This window comes from Comamonas aquatica (assembly GCF_018064205.1).
GTDB classification, from domain to species: Bacteria; Pseudomonadota; Gammaproteobacteria; order Burkholderiales; family Burkholderiaceae_C; genus Comamonas; species Comamonas aquatica.
The window spans coordinates 3,575,712-3,593,760 of the sequence record NZ_CP072916.1 but is presented as its reverse complement, the minus strand read 5'-3'; the positions used below and the strand labels follow the sequence as shown (position 1 = coordinate 3,593,760).

Sequence of the window (18,049 nt, the reverse complement as noted above, 5' to 3'; positions counted from 1 at the left end):
GCTGATGCTGCACCGCAGCAACTGATAGGTGTTTACCCTAATCTTCGTTGTGCGTGCGCACACTCTCCTTGAAACTCAATAAAAACAAGGTACTGGTCGCAGCTTTGGCAAAGCGGGCAACGCTGCAACCAAGGGTTAACACTGATACCATCGACGCCGGAGATTCGGGCCCACGGAGATGTACGCAGGCCAAGAAGCCGGACACCCCCGCAGGCGATCCGGCCCGGACGCACGGCGCCCCCTGCACACCTCTGTCGCCCTCGAAAAGCCGCCTGCCCAGGCGGCTTGTTTTTGCAAAGTTGGAGAAACCTCGATGAGCCTGGCAGAGCGCGTGCGCTACCCCCAATTCCACAACCGCATCATGACGGCCGAGGCCGCCGCGGCCCTGATTCCGCACGGCGTGAACGTCGGCATGAGCGGCTTCACCGGGGCGGGCTACCCCAAGGCCCTGCCCCAGGCGATTGCGGCCCGCGCCAAGGCCGAGCATGCTGCCGGCAAGCCCTACAAGATCAACGTCTGGACCGGTGCGTCCACCGCCAGCGAATGCGACGGTGTGATGGCCGAAGCCCACGCCCTGGGCCAGCGCCTGCCCTTCAACACCGATCCGACCGCACGCAAGGCCATCAACAGCGGCGAGATCGACTTCATCGACATGCACCTGTCCCACGTGGCGCAGCATGCCTGGTTCGGCTTCCTGGGCCACATGCACGTGGCCGTGGTGGAAGTGCTGGGCGTGACCGCCGACGGCCTGCTGATCCCGTCGACCGCCGTGGGCAACAACAAGACCTGGCTGGAGATCGCCGACAAGGTGATCCTGGAGGTCAACACCAAGCCACCGGCCAAGATGGAAGGCATGCACGACATCTACTACGGCACCGCCATCCCGCCGCGCCGCATGCCCATCAACATGACGCATGCCGACCAGCGCATCGGTGACCAGTACCTCAAGGTCGACCCCAACAAGGTCATCGCCGTGGTGGAAACCAACAAGGGCGACCGCGACAACGTGTTTGCCGCGCCCGACGCCAACTCCAACACGATTGCCGCCTCCATCATCGACTTCCTCGCGCACGAGATGCAGATGGGCCGCCTGCCCAAGGAGATGCTGCCCATCCAGTCGGGCGTGGGCAATGTGGCGAATGCCGTGCTGGCCGGCCTGCTGACCGGCCCGTTCGAGAACCTGCTGGGCTTCACCGAAGTGCTGCAGGACGGCATGCTGGACCTGCTGCGCGCGGGCAAGATGAGCAAGGCCTCGGCCACGTCCATCTCGCTGTCTGCGGCAGCCTACAAGGACTTCGAGGACCACATCGACTTCTACCGCGAGCGCATCATCCTGCGCCCGCAGGAAATCTCCAACCACCCCGAGCTGGTGCGCCGCCTGGGCATCATCGCCATGAACTCGATGATCGAGGCCGACATCTACGGCAACATCAACTCCACCCACGTCATGGGCACGGGCATGATGAACGGCATCGGCGGCTCGGGCGACTTCGCGCGCAACGGCTACCTGTCCTTCTTCGTCACGCCCTCGGTGGCCAAGGACGGCAAGATCAGCTGCATCGTGCCCATGTGCTCGCACGTGGACCACACCGAGCACGACACGCAGATCATCGTCACCGAACAAGGCCTGGCCGACCTTCGCGGCCTGTCGCCCAAGCAGCGTGCGCGCGTGATCATCGACAAGTGCGCGCACCCGGATTACCGCGACCAGCTCAACGACTACTTTGACCGCGCCCGCGCCCAGGGGGCACAGCACACGCCGCACCTGCTGACCGAGGCGCTGAGCTGGCACCAGCGCTTCATGGACAGCGGCGACATGCGCGTCTGAGCCACGCCGCGCCCACAAAAAAACCAGCTGCACGGCAGCTGGTTTTTTTTAGGGATGTGCCCCGCTGAAAAGCGCTTTTCAGCCTAGGCCATGGTGACCGCAATGAAGGCCAGCAGGAACATCATGGCCGCGCCCACCAGGGGCAGGACCACGGGAATCACGGGCACCACCGCTTCGACCGCATCTTCGGGCGGCTGGGGCGTGGCGGGATCATGGGACTCGTGCATGGGCGCAACCTCCTCACTGCAAAGCGTTGAACAAGGGCCGGTGCCATCCAGGCGACCGGCACCGGTCCATTCTAGGCAGCCGGCACAGCGTGCGCGCACTGGCTAACCCTGAGGCCGCGCCGTGCTGAAAAGGTCTTTACAACCGCACGGCCTCCATGCCGGCCGCGCGCAGCGCCTGCAGCACCTGCTCCACATGCGCCTGGTTGCGCGTCTGCAGCACCAGGTCGATGTCCACGTTCTGCGCCGCCAGCAGGGTGAAGGCGCGCTGGTGGTGCACCTCCTCGATGTTGGCGCCGGCCTCGGCCACGGTGGCGGTGATCTGCGCCAGCACGCCGGGCACATCGCGCGCGCTGACGCGGATGCGCGCCAGCCGCCCCGAGCGAGCCATGCCCCGTTCGATGATGGCCGCCAGCAGCAGCGGGTCGATGTTGCCACCCGACAGGATCAGGCCGATCTTGCGGCCCTTGAACTGCGCGCCATGGCGCAGCAGGGCCGCCAGGCCGGCGGCGCCCGCGCCTTCGACCAGGGTCTTCTCGATCTCCAGCAGCATCAGCACGGCCTGCTCGATGTCGCCCTCGTCCACCAGCAGCAGCTCATCGACCAGCTCGCGCACCACCTCGCGCGTGATGGCGCCGGCCGTCGCCACGGCAATGCCTTCGGCGATGGTGGAACTGCCCATGGGCAGGTCGCGGCCCTGCACGGCGTTCAGCATGGACGGGAAGCGCTGTGTCTGCACACCGACCACGCGGATGTCGGGCTTGAGCGCCTTGGCCGCCGTGGCCACCCCGGCGATCAGGCCGCCGCCGCCCACGGACACCACGAGGGTGTCCAGGTCGGGCTGCTCGGCCAGCATCTCCAACGCCAGCGTGCCCTGGCCGGCGGCCACGCCTTCGTCGTCGAAGGGGTGCACAAAGGTCAGGTTCTGCGCATCGGCCAGCGCATAGGCGTGCTGGCGCGCAGCCTCCAACGTGTCGCCGTGCAGCACCACCTCGGCGCCAAAGCCGCGCGTGCGCTCCACCTTCACGCCGGGCGTGAAGCGCGGCATGACGATCACCGCCCGCACCCCCATGCGCTGGGCGTGGTAGGCCAGGCCCTGGGCGTGGTTGCCCGCACTCATGGCGATCACGCCACGCGCCTTTTCCTCGGCGGTCAGCAGCTGCAGGCGGTTGCAGGCGCCACGCTCCTTGAACGAGGCCGTGAACTGCAGGTTCTCGAACTTCAGGAACACCTGGGCACCGACGATGTGCGAAAGCGTTTGCGACTCCACGCAGGGCGTGCGCAGGATGTGGTCGCGCAGGCGGGTGGATGCGGCTTGGATATCGGAATAGGTCAGCATGGTCTGCACATTCTGGCGCAAGCCCCGGCGGCATGGCGGCGTGGGGCGGGCAAAAAACTTTTCAGATTCAGGAGCATTTGGCGCGCGCATGGCCTGCACTTCAGGCATGAAACTGCTTGAAAGGCAGGCTGCACGCGCGCCAGCTGCTGCATTCTTTTCAGTACGGCAGCGCGCGCTGCAGGATGGCGGCGCTGTCCAGCCCCTGGACCGGGCTAGCGCCCAGCACCCCGCCGCTGGCGCAAGGACCGCAGCGCGTGGCGATGAAGGCATCGGCCACCGCCGCCGGGGCATGGCGGCGCAGCAGGCAGGCCTGCGCCACCAGCACCAGTTGCTGCACCCAGTGGCGCGCCTGGGCCTCCATCGCGTCGGGCGCCTGGCGCAGGGCCCGCTGCAGCCCCTGCGCCAGCGCATGCACGGCCGCGTGCAGCGGGGCATCGCCGGCCGCCTGCTGCTGCAGGTCGTGCAGCAGCAGCGCGGCGGCCTCCGGCTCACGCGCCAGGGCGCGCAGCACGTCCAGGCACATGATGTTGCCCGCCCCCTCCCAGATCGAATTCACCGGCGCTTCACGCAGCAGGCGCGGCATGACGCTGGTCTCCACATAGCCGTTGCCGCCCAGCACCTCCATGGCCTCGGCCACGCAGGGGATGGCCCGCTTGCAGACCCAGAACTTGGCCGCCGGCGTCAGGATGCGCTTCCACGCGCGCTCCAGCGGCTGGGCGTCATGCTCAAACGCCTGGGCCAGGCGCATGCCCAGCGTCATCGCGGCCTCGCTCTCCAGCGCCAGATCGACCAGCACGCTGCGCATCAACCCGTGCGTGGCCAGGGACTGACCGAACGCCTGGCGCTGGCGCGCATAGGCCAGTGCCTGCACGGTGGCCGTGCGCAGCATGGCAGCACTGCCCAGCACGCAGTTCAGCCGCGTCTGGGATGCCATCTCGAGGATGGTGGGAATGCCGCGCCCGACTTCACCGATCAGCAGGCCCCAGGCATCCTGGAATTCCACCTCGCTGCTGGCATTGCTGCGGTTGCCCAGCTTGTCCTTGAGCTGCAGGATGCGGATGGCGTTGCGCGTGCCGTCGGGCCGCCAGCGCGGCACCCAGAAGCAGCCGATGCCGTCGTCCGGCGCCACGCGCGCCACCACCAGGTGGGCGTCGCTGGTCGGTGCCGAGAAGAACCACTTGTGCCCGCGCAACCGGTAGGCCCCACCACGCCCGCCGGTGCCCAGGGGCGTGGCCGTGGTGGTGTTGGCGCGCACGTCCGAGCCGCCCTGCTTTTCCGTCATGCCCATGCCCACCCACAGCGCCGTCTTCTCGGCCAGCGGCACATCGCGCGGGTCGTGGCTGCGGCTGAACAGCCCGGCCTGCACCTGGGGCCACAGCGCCGGTTCCCGGCGCAGCAGCGGGATGGCGGCCGTGGTCATGGTGGCCGGGCACAGCGTGCCCTGCTCCACCTGGCCGTGCAGGTAAAAGCCCGCGGCCCAGGCACTGAAGCGGCCGGGCTGCGCGGTGTCGAACGGCAGGCCGACCAGGCCCTGCTGCCGGTACAGCGCCAGCAGCCCATGCCAGGCCGGGTGGAAGTCCACGCGCTCGTCCAGCCGACCGCGCGCATCGAAGCGCTGCAACTGCGGGCCGTGGCGATTGGCCTGCTCCGCCAGCGCCCAGGTGGCCGGCTGGCCCAGGGTCTGGGCATAGGCATCCAGCTGGGGCCACCAGGCCTGCGCCCCGGCGCGGCGCAGGGCGTCCTGCAGCGCCGGGTCGGACTGCAGCAGGTGGTAGTCGCGCAATTCATCCACCTGGTTGTGGATGTCGTGGGTGTCCCAAAGGTGCATGGCCGCTCCCGCGCTGTGGAGCGACCAGTCTAGAAGCTGCAAGGCCGGCGCAGCACCGGGTGAACACCAGCCCCGGGGGGCGGCGATCTTCAGCGGCTGGCGCCCACCACGCGCAGCACTTCCTGGCCATAGGCTTCGAGCTTTTTCGCCCCGATGCCGCTGATGCCCTGCAGGGCTTCCAGCGTCTGCGGGTTGCGCTCGGCAATGCCGGCCAGCGTGGCGTCGTTGAAGATGACGTAGGCCGGCAGGTCGTGGGCCTTGGCCACTTCCGAGCGCCAGGCCTTGAGGTTGATGAAGCGCGCCTGCGCATCCGGCCCCAGGTGCATGGCCGCCGCGCTGGTGGTGGCCCCGCGCTTGCCGCCGCGGCTGCGCGTGGCGGCCACGGATTCGCGCAGCAGCACCTGCACATCGCCGCGCAGCACGGCACGCGACTGCGGCGTCAGCGTGAGCGTGTCGAAGACATGGCCGCTGTTCTCGCTGGTCACCTTGTGCAGGCCCAGGGCCCCCGTGGCCAGCAGCTGGCGCATCACGCCGCGCAGCTGCTGCTCGGAATAGTCCTTGCCGATGCCGAAGGTGGAGATCTTGTCGTGCAGGAACTGCGTGACCTTGTCCGTCACCTTGCCGCGCAGCACGTCCATGATGTGGCCCGCGCCAAAGGTCAGCTGGCTCATCTCGTGCACACGGAAGATGGTGGACAGCAGCTTGCGCGCGGCATCCGTGCCGTCCCAGATGGCGGGTGGGTGCAGGCAGTTGTCGCAGTTGCCGCAGGGCTCGGACGCTTCCCCAAAGTACTGCAGCAGGCGCACGCGGCGGCAGTCCGTGGCCTCGGCCAGCGTCAGCAGGGCATCGAGCTTGCCGCGCAGCACGGCCTTGAAGGCCTCTTCGGCCCCGCCCTCGTCGATCATGCGGCGCTGGTTGACCACGTCCGAAATGCCATAGGCCATCCAGGCCTGGGCCGGCAGACCATCGCGCCCGGCGCGGCCGGTTTCCTGGTAGTAGCCCTCGATGTTCTTGGGCATGTCGACGTGGGCCACAAAGCGCACGTCGGGCTTGTCGATGCCCATGCCGAAGGCGATGGTCGCCACCATGACGATGCCCTCTTCGCGCAGGAAGCGGTTCTGGTGCAGCTGGCGCATCTCGGATGGCAGGCCCGCATGGTAGGGCAGCGACTGGATGCCGTTGTCCTGCAGGGTCTGCGCCAGCTCTTCCACGCGGCGGCGCGACTGGCAGTAGACGACGCCGGCCTCGCCCTCGTGCTCGTGCTTGATGAAGCGCATCAGCTGGTGCGTGACGTCCTTCTTCTCGACGATGGTGTAGCGGATGTTGGGCCGGTCAAAACTGCTGACAAACTGGCGCGCACCCTCCAGGTGCAGGCGCTCGACAATGTCGGCCCGCGTCAGCGCATCGGCCGTGGCCGTCAGCGCGATGCGCGGCACGCCGGCATAGCGTTCGTGCAGCACCGACAGCGCGCGGTATTCGGGCCGGAAATCGTGGCCCCACTGGCTCACGCAATGCGCTTCGTCGATGGCGAACAGGCCCAGCTGGCCCTGGGCGTACAGGTCGTCCAGCAAGCCCAGAAAGCGCGGCGTGACCAGGCGCTCGGGGGCCACGTACAGCAGGTTCAGCTTGCCGCACTGCAGCTGCCACTCGACCTCCTGGGCCTGGGTGTAGTCCTGCGAGGAATTCAGGTAGGCGGCCTCAACCCCGGCTTCGTGCAGCGCACCGACCTGGTCGTGCATCAACGCGATCAGCGGCGAGACCACGATGGCCACACCGTGGCCCTGCTGCTGGCGCACGATGGCCGGGATCTGGTAGCACAGGCTCTTGCCGCCGCCCGTGGGCATCAGCACCAGGGCATCGCCCCCGTCCGTCACATGTTCCACGATGGCCTGCTGCGGCCCGCGAAAGGCGGCATAGCCAAAGATATCGTGCAAGACAGTGTGAACGGCGGACACTAGACAATCCCAACAGGCGGTGAAACAAAACGGCGGCCAGGCAGGGGCCGACCGCGTATTGTGCGCTGCACGACGCCCCGGCGGCGGCGCGCCTGGCTTTGACCTTCATCCACCCGCCGTGCGCTTTGGGGTCTTGACTGACAGCCTGGTGATGGGACTGTTCCGAACAATGGAGCATCGGGATTGCACCCTTTGCGGAGGTCTGTATGACACACATTCGACACTGGCTGGCCCTGGCATGCCTGGCGGGCGGCCTCCCCGTGCTGGCACAAACTGCCCCCAGCCCCCCATCCCCCACGATGTACCTGCAGGCAGGCGCTGGCGAAGACAGCAGCCAGGCCCTGGTGCTGGGCGTCACGCTGCCGTGGAAATCCTGGTCCTGGCCGCTTGGCGGGGGGCTGGTCCGCGGTCACTGGGACCTGTATGCCGGTGCCTGGTCCGGGCGGGATCTGGCCCAGGACCGTTTCCACACGGCCGTCATCGGCGCCGGCCCCAGCCTGCGCTGGCGCGGGCAGCAAGGAGTGTCGCCATGGTTCCTTGAGGTGGGCACCGGCCTCATGGTGTCCCACAAGCACTTCTACGCCAGCGATGAGCGCATGGCCACGCGCTGGAACTTTGCCTCCCACCTCGGGCTGGGCATGAACTGGGGCCCACGCCAGGAGCACGAACTCTCGCTGCGCCTGCAGCACGCCTCGAACGCCGGCGTCAAGGAACCCAACCCGGGGGTCAATTTCCTGCTGCTGCGCTACGCCCACGCGTTCTGAGCGCGGCCGGCCCACGGCGCCGCGCTGTCACCCAGCCAACAGCGCCGCCTTTCGCAACGCCGCATGATGCGGCGTTGTCTATTTGCAAGGATGTGAACATGGCCCTCTGGCTCAAACCCGCGATTCTGGAAGAGATCAACGCCCGCAGTGCCGACACCGCCGTGGCCCACCTGGGCATCGAGATCACAGAGGTCGGCGACGACTACCTGGTCGGCCGCGTGCCGGTGGACCACCGCACCAAGCAGCCTTTCGGGCTGCTGCACGGCGGCGTCAGCGTGGTGCTGGCCGAGACCCTGGGCTCCATCGCTGCCTTCCATGCCAGCCCCGAGGGCCACCTGGCCGTGGGCCTGGACATCAACGCCAACCACCTGCGCGCCGTGCGCAGTGGCTGGGTGACCGGCACGGCGCGGCCCGTGCACATCGGCAGGACCACCCAGGTCTGGCAGATCGACATGGTGGACGAGCGCGGCCAGATGAACTGCGTCTCGCGCATCACCATGGCCATCCTGCCGCCCAAGGACTAAGGCCTGGCCCGATGCTGCGGGCACCTGCGCCCGTGCAGACCGAGGCCCCGCCGGCAGCGGTGCTCCGTGCTCAATGCACGCCAACCGTCTCGGGGGCGTAGGCGCGCTGCACCAGGGCCTGGGCCAGCACCCAGGCGGGATCGACCAACGCCCGCCCCTGCGCCTGCGGGGCCTGCGGCAGGGCCAGCGGAATTTCCGTGCAGCCCATGATGACCGGCACGTCCCCGTGCCGCTGCAGCATCTGCCCCAGCACCGCGCCCAAACGCTGTTCGGCCAGGGCCATGTGGCCGCTCTTCACACCCTGGTAGATGCCCTCCATGAGCTGGGCCACACCCTGGGCATCGGGCACCAGGGGCTGGACCCCGCAGGCACGCAGGGCCAGGTCGTACAGCCCCGTCTGGTAGGTGCCCGCCGTGGCCAGCACAATGGCCTGGCGCGCCCCCAGGGCCTGCACGTGGCGCGCGGTCTCCTGCGCAATGTGCAGGATGTGCAGCTGCGGAAACAGCGCCTGCAGCTGGGCATGCCAGACATGGGCCGTGTTGCAGGCCATGGCGATGCTGGCCACGCCCAGGGCGGCCAGCCGCCCCACCCCCTGCTGCATGTGCAGGGCAGGCCCCGTCGGCGCCTGCGGATCGCCCAGCAGCGCCTGCGAACGGTCCGGGATCGGCATCTGCACCAGCCAGTGCTCCGGAAACGCCTGGTCGCGAACTTCCTGGCCCTGCGCCCGCAGGTGGCTGCTGCAGGCCTGCACAAAGAGGCGCACGAAGTCAGCGCCCGCCGCCGGCCCCATGCCCCCCAGAATCCCCACCGCGCGCGGTGGGCTCCATCCCCCGGCGGTCATGGTCAGAACGCCGCCTTGTCGCTCAAGTCGCTCAGGTTCTGCTTGAGCTGCGTCGACATCGGCAGGCCCAGCGCGGCATTCACCGGCGGGATGGGCTGCATGAACCACTTGTCGTACAGCTGCGTGAACTGGCCGGACTTCATCAGATTGCCGATCACACCATCCACCAGCGCCTTGAACTTGGGGTCGTCCTTGCGCACCATGCAGGCATAGGGCTCCACCTGCAGGGCCTGGCCCACCACCTCGTAGTCGGCGGGGCTGCGCGAGTTGGAGATCAGGCCGAACAGCAGGATGTCATCCATGCCGAAGGCCGCCGCGCGGTCGTTCTGCACCAGCAGGAAGGCGTCAGCATGGTCCTTGGGCGTGACCATCTCCAGCTCCCACTTGTGCTCGGCATTCGCCTTGCGCAGCACCTGCAGGTTGGTGGTGCCGGCGGTCACGGCCACGGTCTTGCCCTTCAGGTCGGCATAGTCCTTGATGCCGGCGCTCTTCTTCACCAGCAGGCGGGTGCCGGTGTAGAAATGGTTGATCGCGAAATCCACGTCCTTGGCGCGCGTGGTGTTGTTGGTGGTGGAGCCGCACTCCAGGTCGACCGTGCCGTTCATCAGCAGGGGAATGCGGTTCTGCGAGGTCACCGCCTGCCAGTTCACCTTCAGGTCGCTCTTGCCCGTGGCTTTCTTGACGGCCTCGACCACGGCGTTGCTGATGTCCACCGCCATGCCCACCGGTTTGCCCTTGTCCAGGTAGCTGAACGGCACGGAGGATTCCCGGTAGGCCATGGTGATCTGGCCGCTTTGTGCCACCTTGGCCAGGGTGTCGGCGTGTGCGCCGGCAACAGCGGCCAGACCCAGGCTGGCGCAGAGCAATGTGGAGCGAAGTTTCATGCTGTTCCTCTCAAGTGGCGGAAGTGGCTGCGAATGTGCAGGGCCAGTGTAGGAACGCACTGCCGCCTTGTGCGATGCCAATCGACGGTGCACCCATGCCGGATATTTATGCTTTCCTCAGGGTTTCCCCAAGACAGGGCGAACTGTGTGTCGCGGCGGTGCAGACCGCCCGTTTGCGGGCATCCGGTCACTGCAGGCACGCCGCACACCCATAACCTGGGCGCATACCCCAGAAACAAAACGCCATGGCCGCACTCCCGCCCCCGCCCCTACAGTCGGGACCACAGGGAGAACAAGACATGCATGTGTGTATCGTGGGTGCGGGCATTGTGGGTTTGACGACGGCGTACGCCCTGCAGCAGGCGGGCTACCAGGTCACGGTGCTGGAGCGTGCGGCGCAGCCGGCCATGGGCGCCAGCGGCGGCAATGGCGCGCAGTTGAGCTATTCGTACGTGCAGCCCCTGGCCGACCCGGGCATCTGGGCTAGCCTGCCCAAGCTGCTGCTGGACCCGGATTCACCGCTGCGCTTTCGCCTGCAGGCCGACCCGCGGCAGTGGGCCTGGGGCCTGCAGTTCCTGGGCGCCTGCAACCGCCACACCTCGGCCGCCAGCACCCAGGCCTTGCTGCAGCTGGCCACTGAAAGCCGCCTCGCCTTCGAGGCGCTGCAGGCGCGCGAACAGCTGGACTGCGACCACGCCACGCCCGGCAAGCTGGTGCTCTACCCGACCCAGGCCAGCCTGGATGCCGCGGCGCGCCAGGTGGCGCTGCAGGCCCGCCTGGGCGGGGCCGCGCAGCACCTTGTCAGCGCCGCCGAGGCCGCACGCATCGAGCCCGCCCTGCACCACTACGCCGCGCACATCGCCGGGGCCGTGCACACGCCCAGCGAGAGCGTGGTCGATGCGCGCGCGCTGTGCGAGCAGCTGGCCCGTGTGCTGCAGGCCCGCGGCGCGCAGCTGTGCTGGAACACCGAGGTGCTGTCACTGGCGCGCACGCACGACCGCATCACCGCCGTGCACACCGCGCAGGGGCCGTTGCAGGCCGACCACGTGGTGCTGGCCAGCGGCTGGGAAAGCGCCGACCAGGCACGCCGCGTGGGCGTTCGTATCCCGGTCTATCCGCTCAAAGGCTACAGCATCACGCTGGATGCCTCGGCCCAACCCGAGGCCGCGCCCCGCGTCAGCGTGACCGACACGCGCCGCAAGGTGGTGTTTGCACGCCTGGGTGATCGCCTGCGCGTGGCTGGCATGGTGGAGATCGTGGGGACCGACACCGCCGTGCACCCGGCCCGCATCCGCAGCCTGCAGCAGTCCACGCAGGCCGTGCTGCCGCAGTTGCGCCACGGCGACGCGGTGCAGCCCTGGACCGGCATGCGCCCGGCCACGCCCACGGGCCTGCCGATCACCGGCCGCGCCGCCGGCGGGCCGCGCAACCTGTGGCTGCAGACCGGCCACGGCGCCCTGGGGCTGACGCTGTCCTTCGGCTCGGCCCAGCGCCTGGTGGCCGCACTGGCCCAGGCCTGAGGCCTGACCGGAAAGCGGCGTACACGCGCCAGTCCCCCAGGTTGACGGTGGTGATGCGGTGCGAAGCCGCAGGCCGTGCATACCAGCCGTACGCCCCAACCCAGCAACGGTGTACAAGGCCTGAGGGCCGGTCCTAGAGCAGCTCGCGCAGGGCCTTGCGCATCTCCTGCGTCATGGCGCGGGCCAGCACCGAGCTGGGCCGCTGCGCCAGGTGCAAGGCGTTCACGCTGACGGTGATGCGCGGCAACAGGGGCAGCACGTGCACCTTGCGCTTATCGGCCGCCGAGGCCGTGCAACCGTCCACGATGGCAATCCCCAGCCCATATTCCGCCATCGACAGGGCGGCGTGGTAGGTCTGCACTGTGACCACCGGCGACAGGCCCACGCCGTGTTCGCGGCAGGCCTGGTTGATGCGCATGCCCAGCGGGTCGCGGGCATCCAGCGCCACCACCGGCAGGTCGGCCAGGTCCTGCAGCGCCATGCCCGCCGGCTTGATGCGCGAAGGCGGCAGCAGGCCCTTGGGCACGATGCAGTGCATGTCCACCTCGGCCAGGGATTCGCGCTCCAGCGCGTGCTGGCCCGCGGAGCTGATGACGAAGCCGACATCGGCCTCCTGCAGCAGCAGGCCGGACACCACCTGGGGCGTGTGCAAGGCCTGCACCGTGACCTGGACCTTGGGGTATTTTTTGCGGAAACCCGCGACGGCATGCGGCAGCACCTCGCGGCTGAGGGCAAACACCGTCAGCACCTGCAGGCGGTCGGTGACGGCACCGTGGCGCAGGCCCGCGGCCAGGCGCTGCACCTCGTCGAGCTGCTCATACAGCTTCTCGACATGCGGGAACAGGGCCATGGCCTCGTTGGTCGGCGTCAGCCGCCCGCGGGCGCGCTCGAACAGGGCGAAGCCCAGCTGCAGCTCGGCGTGCTGCAGGGTGCGGCTGACGGCGGGCTGGGTGACGTTGATCAGCCGCGCGGCCGCGCTGACGCTGCCCGTCTGCATGACGGCATTGAACACCTCGATGTGACGTAAACGCATCCCCGGGCTCCTTGTTGCGGCCCTGTGATTCTTGTCGATCTGCGGCCTGCACCGCGCAACCGCTTCAACAAAAAGAGCAGCTGGCGATGGTCAGAATTGGTTTGCAAAGCTTTTTCAATTCACAACCCTCACTCAGACAGCGCCAGCAGCTCACTTTTTCAGTTCGAAGCTCACTCGCCATCGTCCTGCATCTGCGCCAGGCGCTCGCTCTTCCAGTACACATCGTCGCCGCCGTCCACGCGGTTGAGCACGCGCGCCAGCACGAACAGCAGGTCCGACAGGCGGTTCAGGTACTGGCGCGGCGCAGCGCGCATGGCCTCCTGCTCCTGCAGGGCCACCACATGGCGTTCGGCGCGGCGCGCCACGGTGCGGCAGACATGGGCCTGCGACGCGGCGCGCGTGCCGGCCGGCAGGATGAACTCCAGCAGCCGCGGCAGCTGCGCGTTGTAGTGCGCCAGGGCCGTGTCCAGGTGCAGCAGCGCGTCGTCCTTGAGCAGCTCGTAGCCGGGCATGGACAGCTCGCCGCCCAGGTTGAACAGCTGGTGCTGCACCTCGACCAGCAGCGCGCGCACGTCGTCAGGCAGCGGCTCGCACAGCAACAGGCCGATGTGGGAATTGAGCTCGTCTACATCGCCCATGGCATGCGGGCGTCCGCTGTGCTTGGACACCCGGGTGTTGTCGCCCAGACCCGTGCTGCCGTCATCCCCGGTGCGGGTGGCGATTTGTGTGAGGCGATTGCCCATCCGAAAAACTCCTGCATGAACGCCCCGGCCGGGGCCTTGCCGCGATTGTGCGTTACATAGCGCAGGCAGATGTTCACCCGGGAAACAGCCTGCAAAAAGCGTGGACATGCCCTGGCGCCCACGGTGCAATGCAAGCCTGTTGAACTTTCCCAGGAGCCTTGCCATGCCCACCAGCCGGCGCCAACTGCATGCTTTCGATGTGCGCAGCGTACTGCTGTTCGCCAGTCTGACCCTGGGCGGCACCGCCGCCGTGATGGCCCAGAACCAGGGCACGCCCCCCGCCAAAACCGCCAGCACCACAGCCACGACCACCACCACGGCCACGCTGGCCATCACCCCGACGGCCGTGTTCAAGCGCGCCGACCGCAACCGCGACGGCCAGCTCTCGCGCGAGGAGGCCGAGCACCTGCCCAGCGTGGCCGCGCAGTTCGACCAATGGGACCGCGACGGCAACGGCCAGCTGTCGCTGCAGGAGTTCCTGCAGCACACCCAACCTGCGCGCTGAGCGGCGCCTGCGGCCCGGCGCCCAGGCCGCCCCAGGGCCCCTGCTTGGCGAGTGCGGCCCCAGCCGATGGCGGGCGCAGCGCCCGCGGTGCCGGTGGTATTCTTTTGCCCCTGTCTTGGAGTCCGCCACATGAATGCCCCCACCGCCACCGCCCACCTGCAACCCCGCGCCATTGCGCCCGCGTTTCTGGAGGCCCTGGCGGCGCGCTTTGGCAAGCAGTGCTCCACCGCCCAGGCCGTGTGCGAACAGCACGGCCGTGACGAAGGCTCCATCCAGGCCCCGCCGCCCGTGGCCGTGGTCTATGCCGAAAGCACGCAGGACGTGGCCGATGCCGTGCAGCTGGCCGACCAGTACACCGTGCCGGTGATCGCCTACGGTGCCGGCTCCTCGCTGGAAGGCCATTTGCTGGCCGTGCAGGGCGGCATCAGCATCGACGTCAGCCGCATGAACCGGGTGCTGCGCGTCAACGCCGAGGACATGACCGTCACCGTGCAGCCCGGCATCCTGCGCAAGCAGCTCAACGACGCCATCAAGGACCAGGGCCTGTTCTTCCCCATCGACCCCGGGGCCGACGCGTCCATCGGCGGCATGACCGCCACGCGCGCCAGCGGCACGAATGCCGTGCGTTACGGCACCATGCGCGAGAACGTGCTGGCGCTGGAGGTGGTGACCGCCAGCGGCGAGGTCATCCGCACCGGTAACCGCGCCAAGAAAAGCGCCGCCGGCTACGACCTGACCCGCCTGATGGTGGGCAGCGAAGGCACGCTGGGCATCTTCACCGAGATCACGCTGCGCCTGTTCCCGCTGCCTGAAGCGGTGAGTGCCGCCGTGTGCTCCTTCCCCACGCTGGCCGACGCCGTGCACACCGTGATCCAGACCATCCAGATGGGCGTGCCGATTGCCCGCGTGGAGCTGGTGGACGGCGCCACCGTGGCCATGGTCAACAAGCACAGCCACCTCACGCTGCGCGAGGAACCGATGCTGCTGATGGAGTTCCACGGAAGCCCCAACGGCGTGAAGGAACAGGCCGAGCTGGTGCAGGACATTGCGGCCGAATTCAACGCCCAGGGCTTTGAATGGGCCGACACGCCCGAGGAGCGCACGCGCCTGTTTACCGCGCGCCACAACGCCTACTTTGCCGGCATCCAGAGCCGCCCCGGCTGCCGCTCCATCACCACCGACACCTGCGTGCCGATCAGCCGTTTGGCGGACTGTTTGCTCGAGTCGATTGATGAAGTCAACGCCAGCGGCATTCCTTACTTTTTGGTCGGCCACGTGGGTGACGGCAACTTCCACTTCGGCTACCTGATCGACCCCGACAGCGCCGACGAGCGCGCCCGCGCCGAAGACCTGAACCACCGCCTGGTGCGCCGCGCCATCGCCATGGAAGGCACCTGCACCGGCGAGCACGGCATCGGCATCCACAAGCAGGACTTCCTGCGCGAGGAATGCGGCGACGGCGCCATCGCCATGATGCGCGCCATCAAGCTGGCCCTGGACCCCAAGCAGATCCTGAACCCCGGCAAGATCTTTGCGCTGTAAGCGCAGCCCACCGCCGCTTGGCGGTCGAGGCCCAGCGTGCAACCGCAGACCGCACACCCGGTACGGCAAGGCAACGACGTACCGCGGGTGGCGTGATCCGCTCCAAAAATCAAAGCGGCTCGCGCTGGTCATCACTGGATTTCAAGGTGTTTTCTTTTTGAAATCCAGCAGGGACAAGCGCTAACCGCTACAAAAAAAGGCCGCGGTTGCGGCCTTTTGTATTGGTGGGGTGAAGCAATGGTGCTCAGGCGACCGCCTGCGCCGCCATGCGCTTGTGGTGCAGCTGCACGCCCACCGCACTGGCGGCCAGGACGCTGATGGCCAGTGCCAGCGAGGCGCCAAAGAACACCTGGCTGTGCAACTGGTGGTCCATCATCCAGCCAAACATCGGCGCCGCCACGGCAAAGCCCGTGTCCAGGCCCGAATACACCGTGCCATAGACACGGCCCGTGGCCCCGGCCGGCGTGGCGCGCTTGATCAGCATGTCGCGCGAGGGGCCGGCCAGGCCGTGGCCAAAGCCCGCCACCGAGGCCACCACCAGGGCCAGCGTGCCCGGCAGCCAGCCCGTGGCCACCAGGGCCAGGCAGGCCGCCGCCAGCAACAGGAAGGTGGCAATGATCTTTTCCAGCCGCTGCGTGCGCTGCGCCAGAAAGCCGCCGCCGACCATGCCCACGGCACCGCACAGCATGAAGCCCGTGACCACCAGGGCGGTCTGCGTCAGCGGCAGCTCGTACATCAGGTGCAGGATGGTGCTGGCGAAGTTCTGGATGGCGCTGAGCGCCACGGTGCTGAAGAAGAAGAAGGCGAAGCACATCCACACGGCGGGCAGCTTCAGGTAGGCGAACGGGCTTTCGCCCGAGGCCGCCGCCGCCGCGTGGGCCTTGGCATGGCCCGCGGCGGTATCAAAGGCCCGGTCGTCCAGCCAGCGGCGGTTGCACCACATGGTGACCAGCACGCTGGTGGCAAACAGCGCGCCACAGACGCAGGCGATGCGCCACGACCCGGTCCAGGTGGTGATGCCCATCATGAACACCGGGGCCATGGCCCAGCCGATGTTGCCGGAGATGCCATGCACCGAGAACGCATGACCGATGTTGTTTGCCGTGACGCGCTTGTTGAGGATGGTGAAGTCCACCGGGTGGAAGGGCGCATTGCCCAGGCCGGCAAAGAACGAGGCCGCCAGCAGCATGGTGTAGTTCTGCGCGGCTGCCGCCATCAGGCCGGCCACGACAAAGCTGCTCAGCGCCGCCAGCAGCACGCGCTGCGCACCCACCTTGTCGACCAGGAAGCCGGACAGCATCTGCCCCACGCCCGAGACCACGAAGAACAGCGACACCATGGCGCCCAGCTGCGAGTAGCTGGTGTTGAAGTCGGCGATCAGCCAGGGGAACAGCGGCGGCAGCAGCAGGTGGAAGAAGTGCGAGGAACCATGGGCCAGGCCCACCAGGCCAATGGTGCGCGCATCGCGGCGCTCGGGGGCAGCTGTTGCAATCTCGGAAGCAGTCATGCGTCGCATCTTAGGCAGCAGGAGCGCGGCAGGTATGCGATAGTCGGCCAAAAGCTATCGCAAAACTGCCAACCACGCACCATGTCTGCCCACTTTGTGCTGCCACCGGCCGCCGCCGGGGTGAACCCCCACCGCCACGCGCGCACGCTGGCGCAGATTCCGCTGCTGGACCCGGTGCTCTACCAGCCGCATGCGCAGCGCCCCGTGCGCTCCAAGATGCGCGAGCTGGACCGCGACACGCTGATCATGCCGCACGCCCACGCCTGGGCGCAGCTGGCCATTTCCACCGGCGGCGTGATCCGCCTGTCGCTGGCCGACGCCACCTACATCGTGCCCCCACACCGCGCCGTGTGGGTGCCGCCCGGAGTGGAACACGCCGTGACCATGGTGGAGACCGCGCGCCTGTACACCCTGTACTTCCTGCCCGAAGCGCATGGCGGCGGCCCGCAGGCGCGCTGGATGGCGGCGCCGGACTGGCAGCAGTGCCGCGTGCTGGAAGCCAGCCCCCTGCTGCGCGCCCTGGTGGTGGAAATGGACACCGGCAGCGACGAGGCCGCCCCGCTGTCGCCCGCCGTCGTGGCGCGCGAGCACCACCTCAGCGCCCTGATCTGCGAGGAACTGCGCCGCGCCCGCATCATGCACCTGGGGGTGCTGCTGCCCCAGGACAAGCGCCTGAAGAACCTGTGCGAGGCCGTGCTGCAGGACCCGACGCGGCACGAACGCCTGGAGGACTGGGTGCTGGACACCGGGGCCAGCCTGCGCACCGTGGCACGCCTGTTCCGCAGCGAGCTGGGCTGCACCTTCACCCAGTGGCGCCAGCAGGTGGTGCTGGCCCAGGCCGTGGCCCTGGCGGCGCGGCACTGGTCGATTGCCCAGATCGCCGCCGAGCTCGGCTACACCCCCAGCGCCTTCAGCGCGCTGGTGCGGCGCACCGTGGGCATGACCGCTGCCGCCTTCCTGGGCCAGGGCCTGGGTGCACCCTGAGGCTACGCAGCGATCGCGGCTGCAGCAT

Annotated in this window: 16 protein-coding genes; 7 read left to right on the top strand and 9 right to left on the bottom strand. The window is 68.2% G+C overall.

From position 1 onward, the window contains the following. The first annotated feature begins 313 nt into the window (after nt 1-313). Complete coding sequence (locus tag KAQ61_RS16850; RefSeq protein WP_210929902.1) at nt 314-1,828, top strand: acetyl-CoA hydrolase/transferase family protein; 1,515 nt, start codon at nt 314-316, stop codon at nt 1,826-1,828. Between the two features lie 83 nt (nt 1,829-1,911). Here KAQ61_RS16850 and KAQ61_RS16845 read toward each other — a convergent pair whose 3' ends face one another. From KAQ61_RS16845 to recQ, 4 genes are all read right to left on the bottom strand, one after another. Continuing rightward, nucleotides 1,912-2,055, bottom strand: a complete 144-nt coding sequence (locus KAQ61_RS16845) for a hypothetical protein (protein ID WP_162858920.1) — start codon at nt 2,053-2,055, stop codon at nt 1,912-1,914. A 136-nt stretch (nt 2,056-2,191) separates the two neighbouring features. Next, entirely contained in the window at nt 2,192-3,391 is a 1,200-nt protein-coding gene (locus KAQ61_RS16840) for a threonine ammonia-lyase (RefSeq protein WP_210929901.1), read from the bottom strand. Between the two features lie 157 nt (nt 3,392-3,548). Then, entirely contained in the window at nt 3,549-5,219 is a 1,671-nt protein-coding gene (locus KAQ61_RS16835; protein ID WP_210929900.1) for an acyl-CoA dehydrogenase family protein, read from the bottom strand. Between the two features lie 89 nt (nt 5,220-5,308). Further along, on the bottom strand, nt 5,309-7,174 hold the full coding sequence (gene recQ / locus KAQ61_RS16830) for a DNA helicase RecQ (protein WP_210929899.1): 1,866 nt from the start codon (nt 7,172-7,174) through the stop codon (nt 5,309-5,311). A 206-nt stretch (nt 7,175-7,380) separates the two neighbouring features. Here recQ and KAQ61_RS16825 point away from each other — a divergent pair, with 206 nt between their 5' ends. Continuing rightward, on the top strand, nt 7,381-7,938 hold the full coding sequence (locus KAQ61_RS16825) for an acyloxyacyl hydrolase (RefSeq protein ID WP_210929898.1): 558 nt from the start codon (nt 7,381-7,383) through the stop codon (nt 7,936-7,938). A 98-nt stretch (nt 7,939-8,036) separates the two neighbouring features. Further along, a complete protein-coding gene (locus KAQ61_RS16820; RefSeq protein WP_043378714.1) occupies nt 8,037-8,462 on the top strand; it encodes a hotdog fold thioesterase in 426 nt (141 codons plus the stop codon). 70 nt (nt 8,463-8,532) lie between these two features. Here KAQ61_RS16820 and KAQ61_RS16815 read toward each other — a convergent pair whose 3' ends face one another. Next, nucleotides 8,533-9,303: an aspartate/glutamate racemase family protein gene (locus tag KAQ61_RS16815; RefSeq protein WP_210929897.1), complete on the bottom strand. Its 771-nt coding sequence runs from the start codon at nt 9,301-9,303 to the stop codon at nt 8,533-8,535. Nucleotides 9,304-9,305: 2 nt separating this feature from the next. Continuing rightward, on the bottom strand, nt 9,306-10,187 hold the full coding sequence (locus KAQ61_RS16810; RefSeq protein ID WP_210929896.1) for an amino acid ABC transporter substrate-binding protein: 882 nt from the start codon (nt 10,185-10,187) through the stop codon (nt 9,306-9,308). A 299-nt stretch (nt 10,188-10,486) separates the two neighbouring features. On the opposite strand from KAQ61_RS16810, the gene KAQ61_RS16805 reads away from it, so the two are divergent. Continuing rightward, nucleotides 10,487-11,707, top strand: a complete 1,221-nt coding sequence (locus KAQ61_RS16805; protein WP_210929895.1) for a D-amino acid dehydrogenase — start codon at nt 10,487-10,489, stop codon at nt 11,705-11,707. Between the two features lie 133 nt (nt 11,708-11,840). Here KAQ61_RS16805 and KAQ61_RS16800 read toward each other — a convergent pair whose 3' ends face one another. Together KAQ61_RS16800 and KAQ61_RS16795 are read right to left on the bottom strand one after the other, a co-directional pair. Then, nucleotides 11,841-12,740, bottom strand: coding sequence for a LysR substrate-binding domain-containing protein (locus KAQ61_RS16800; protein WP_045265754.1), 900 nt, complete (start codon nt 12,738-12,740; stop codon nt 11,841-11,843). Between the two features lie 170 nt (nt 12,741-12,910). Continuing rightward, nucleotides 12,911-13,483: a cob(I)yrinic acid a,c-diamide adenosyltransferase gene (locus tag KAQ61_RS16795; RefSeq protein WP_210929894.1), complete on the bottom strand. Its 573-nt coding sequence runs from the start codon at nt 13,481-13,483 to the stop codon at nt 12,911-12,913. Nucleotides 13,484-13,646: 163 nt separating this feature from the next. On the opposite strand from KAQ61_RS16795, the gene KAQ61_RS16790 reads away from it, so the two are divergent. Further along, nucleotides 13,647-13,988: an EF-hand domain-containing protein gene (locus KAQ61_RS16790; RefSeq protein ID WP_042412043.1), complete on the top strand. Its 342-nt coding sequence runs from the start codon at nt 13,647-13,649 to the stop codon at nt 13,986-13,988. A gap of 129 nt (nt 13,989-14,117) precedes the next feature. Next, nucleotides 14,118-15,530, top strand: a complete 1,413-nt coding sequence (locus tag KAQ61_RS16785) for an FAD-binding oxidoreductase (RefSeq protein WP_154164144.1) — start codon at nt 14,118-14,120, stop codon at nt 15,528-15,530. Between the two features lie 244 nt (nt 15,531-15,774). Here KAQ61_RS16785 and KAQ61_RS16780 read toward each other — a convergent pair whose 3' ends face one another. After that, nucleotides 15,775-17,046 (bottom strand): MFS transporter, encoded by a 1,272-nt coding sequence (locus tag KAQ61_RS16780; RefSeq protein WP_420839343.1) that lies wholly within the window; start codon nt 17,044-17,046, stop codon nt 15,775-15,777. A gap of 72 nt (nt 17,047-17,118) precedes the next feature. On the opposite strand from KAQ61_RS16780, the gene KAQ61_RS16775 reads away from it, so the two are divergent. Then, nucleotides 17,119-18,021: a helix-turn-helix domain-containing protein gene (locus tag KAQ61_RS16775; protein ID WP_154164146.1), complete on the top strand. Its 903-nt coding sequence runs from the start codon at nt 17,119-17,121 to the stop codon at nt 18,019-18,021. Nucleotides 18,022-18,049 lie beyond the last annotated feature (28 nt).

Bases quoted from the DNA above. Each gene is read 5' to 3' on its own strand.
- KAQ61_RS16795 (WP_210929894.1), bottom strand. From the start codon at position 13,483: ATGGGCAATCGCCTCACACAAATCGCCACCCGCACCGGGGATGACGGC.
- KAQ61_RS16835 (WP_210929900.1), bottom strand. From the start codon at position 5,219: ATGCACCTTTGGGACACCCACGACATCCACAACCAGGTGGATGAATTG.
- KAQ61_RS16775 (WP_154164146.1), top strand. From the start codon at position 17,119: ATGTCTGCCCACTTTGTGCTGCCACCGGCCGCCGCCGGGGTGAACCCC.
- KAQ61_RS16790 (WP_042412043.1), top strand. From the start codon at position 13,647: ATGCCCACCAGCCGGCGCCAACTGCATGCTTTCGATGTGCGCAGCGTA.
- KAQ61_RS16815 (WP_210929897.1), bottom strand. From the start codon at position 9,303: ATGACCGCCGGGGGATGGAGCCCACCGCGCGCGGTGGGGATTCTGGGG.
- KAQ61_RS16780 (WP_420839343.1), bottom strand. From the start codon at position 17,046: ATGCGACGCATGACTGCTTCCGAGATTGCAACAGCTGCCCCCGAGCGC.
- KAQ61_RS16810 (WP_210929896.1), bottom strand. From the start codon at position 10,187: ATGAAACTTCGCTCCACATTGCTCTGCGCCAGCCTGGGTCTGGCCGCT.
- KAQ61_RS16840 (WP_210929901.1), bottom strand. From the start codon at position 3,391: ATGCTGACCTATTCCGATATCCAAGCCGCATCCACCCGCCTGCGCGAC.
- KAQ61_RS16820 (WP_043378714.1), top strand. From the start codon at position 8,037: ATGGCCCTCTGGCTCAAACCCGCGATTCTGGAAGAGATCAACGCCCGC.
- KAQ61_RS16785 (WP_154164144.1), top strand. From the start codon at position 14,118: ATGAATGCCCCCACCGCCACCGCCCACCTGCAACCCCGCGCCATTGCG.
- KAQ61_RS16845 (WP_162858920.1), bottom strand. From the start codon at position 2,055: ATGCACGAGTCCCATGATCCCGCCACGCCCCAGCCGCCCGAAGATGCG.
- KAQ61_RS16825 (WP_210929898.1), top strand. From the start codon at position 7,381: ATGACACACATTCGACACTGGCTGGCCCTGGCATGCCTGGCGGGCGGC.
- KAQ61_RS16850 (WP_210929902.1), top strand. From the start codon at position 314: ATGAGCCTGGCAGAGCGCGTGCGCTACCCCCAATTCCACAACCGCATC.
- KAQ61_RS16800 (WP_045265754.1), bottom strand. From the start codon at position 12,740: ATGCGTTTACGTCACATCGAGGTGTTCAATGCCGTCATGCAGACGGGC.
- KAQ61_RS16805 (WP_210929895.1), top strand. From the start codon at position 10,487: ATGCATGTGTGTATCGTGGGTGCGGGCATTGTGGGTTTGACGACGGCG.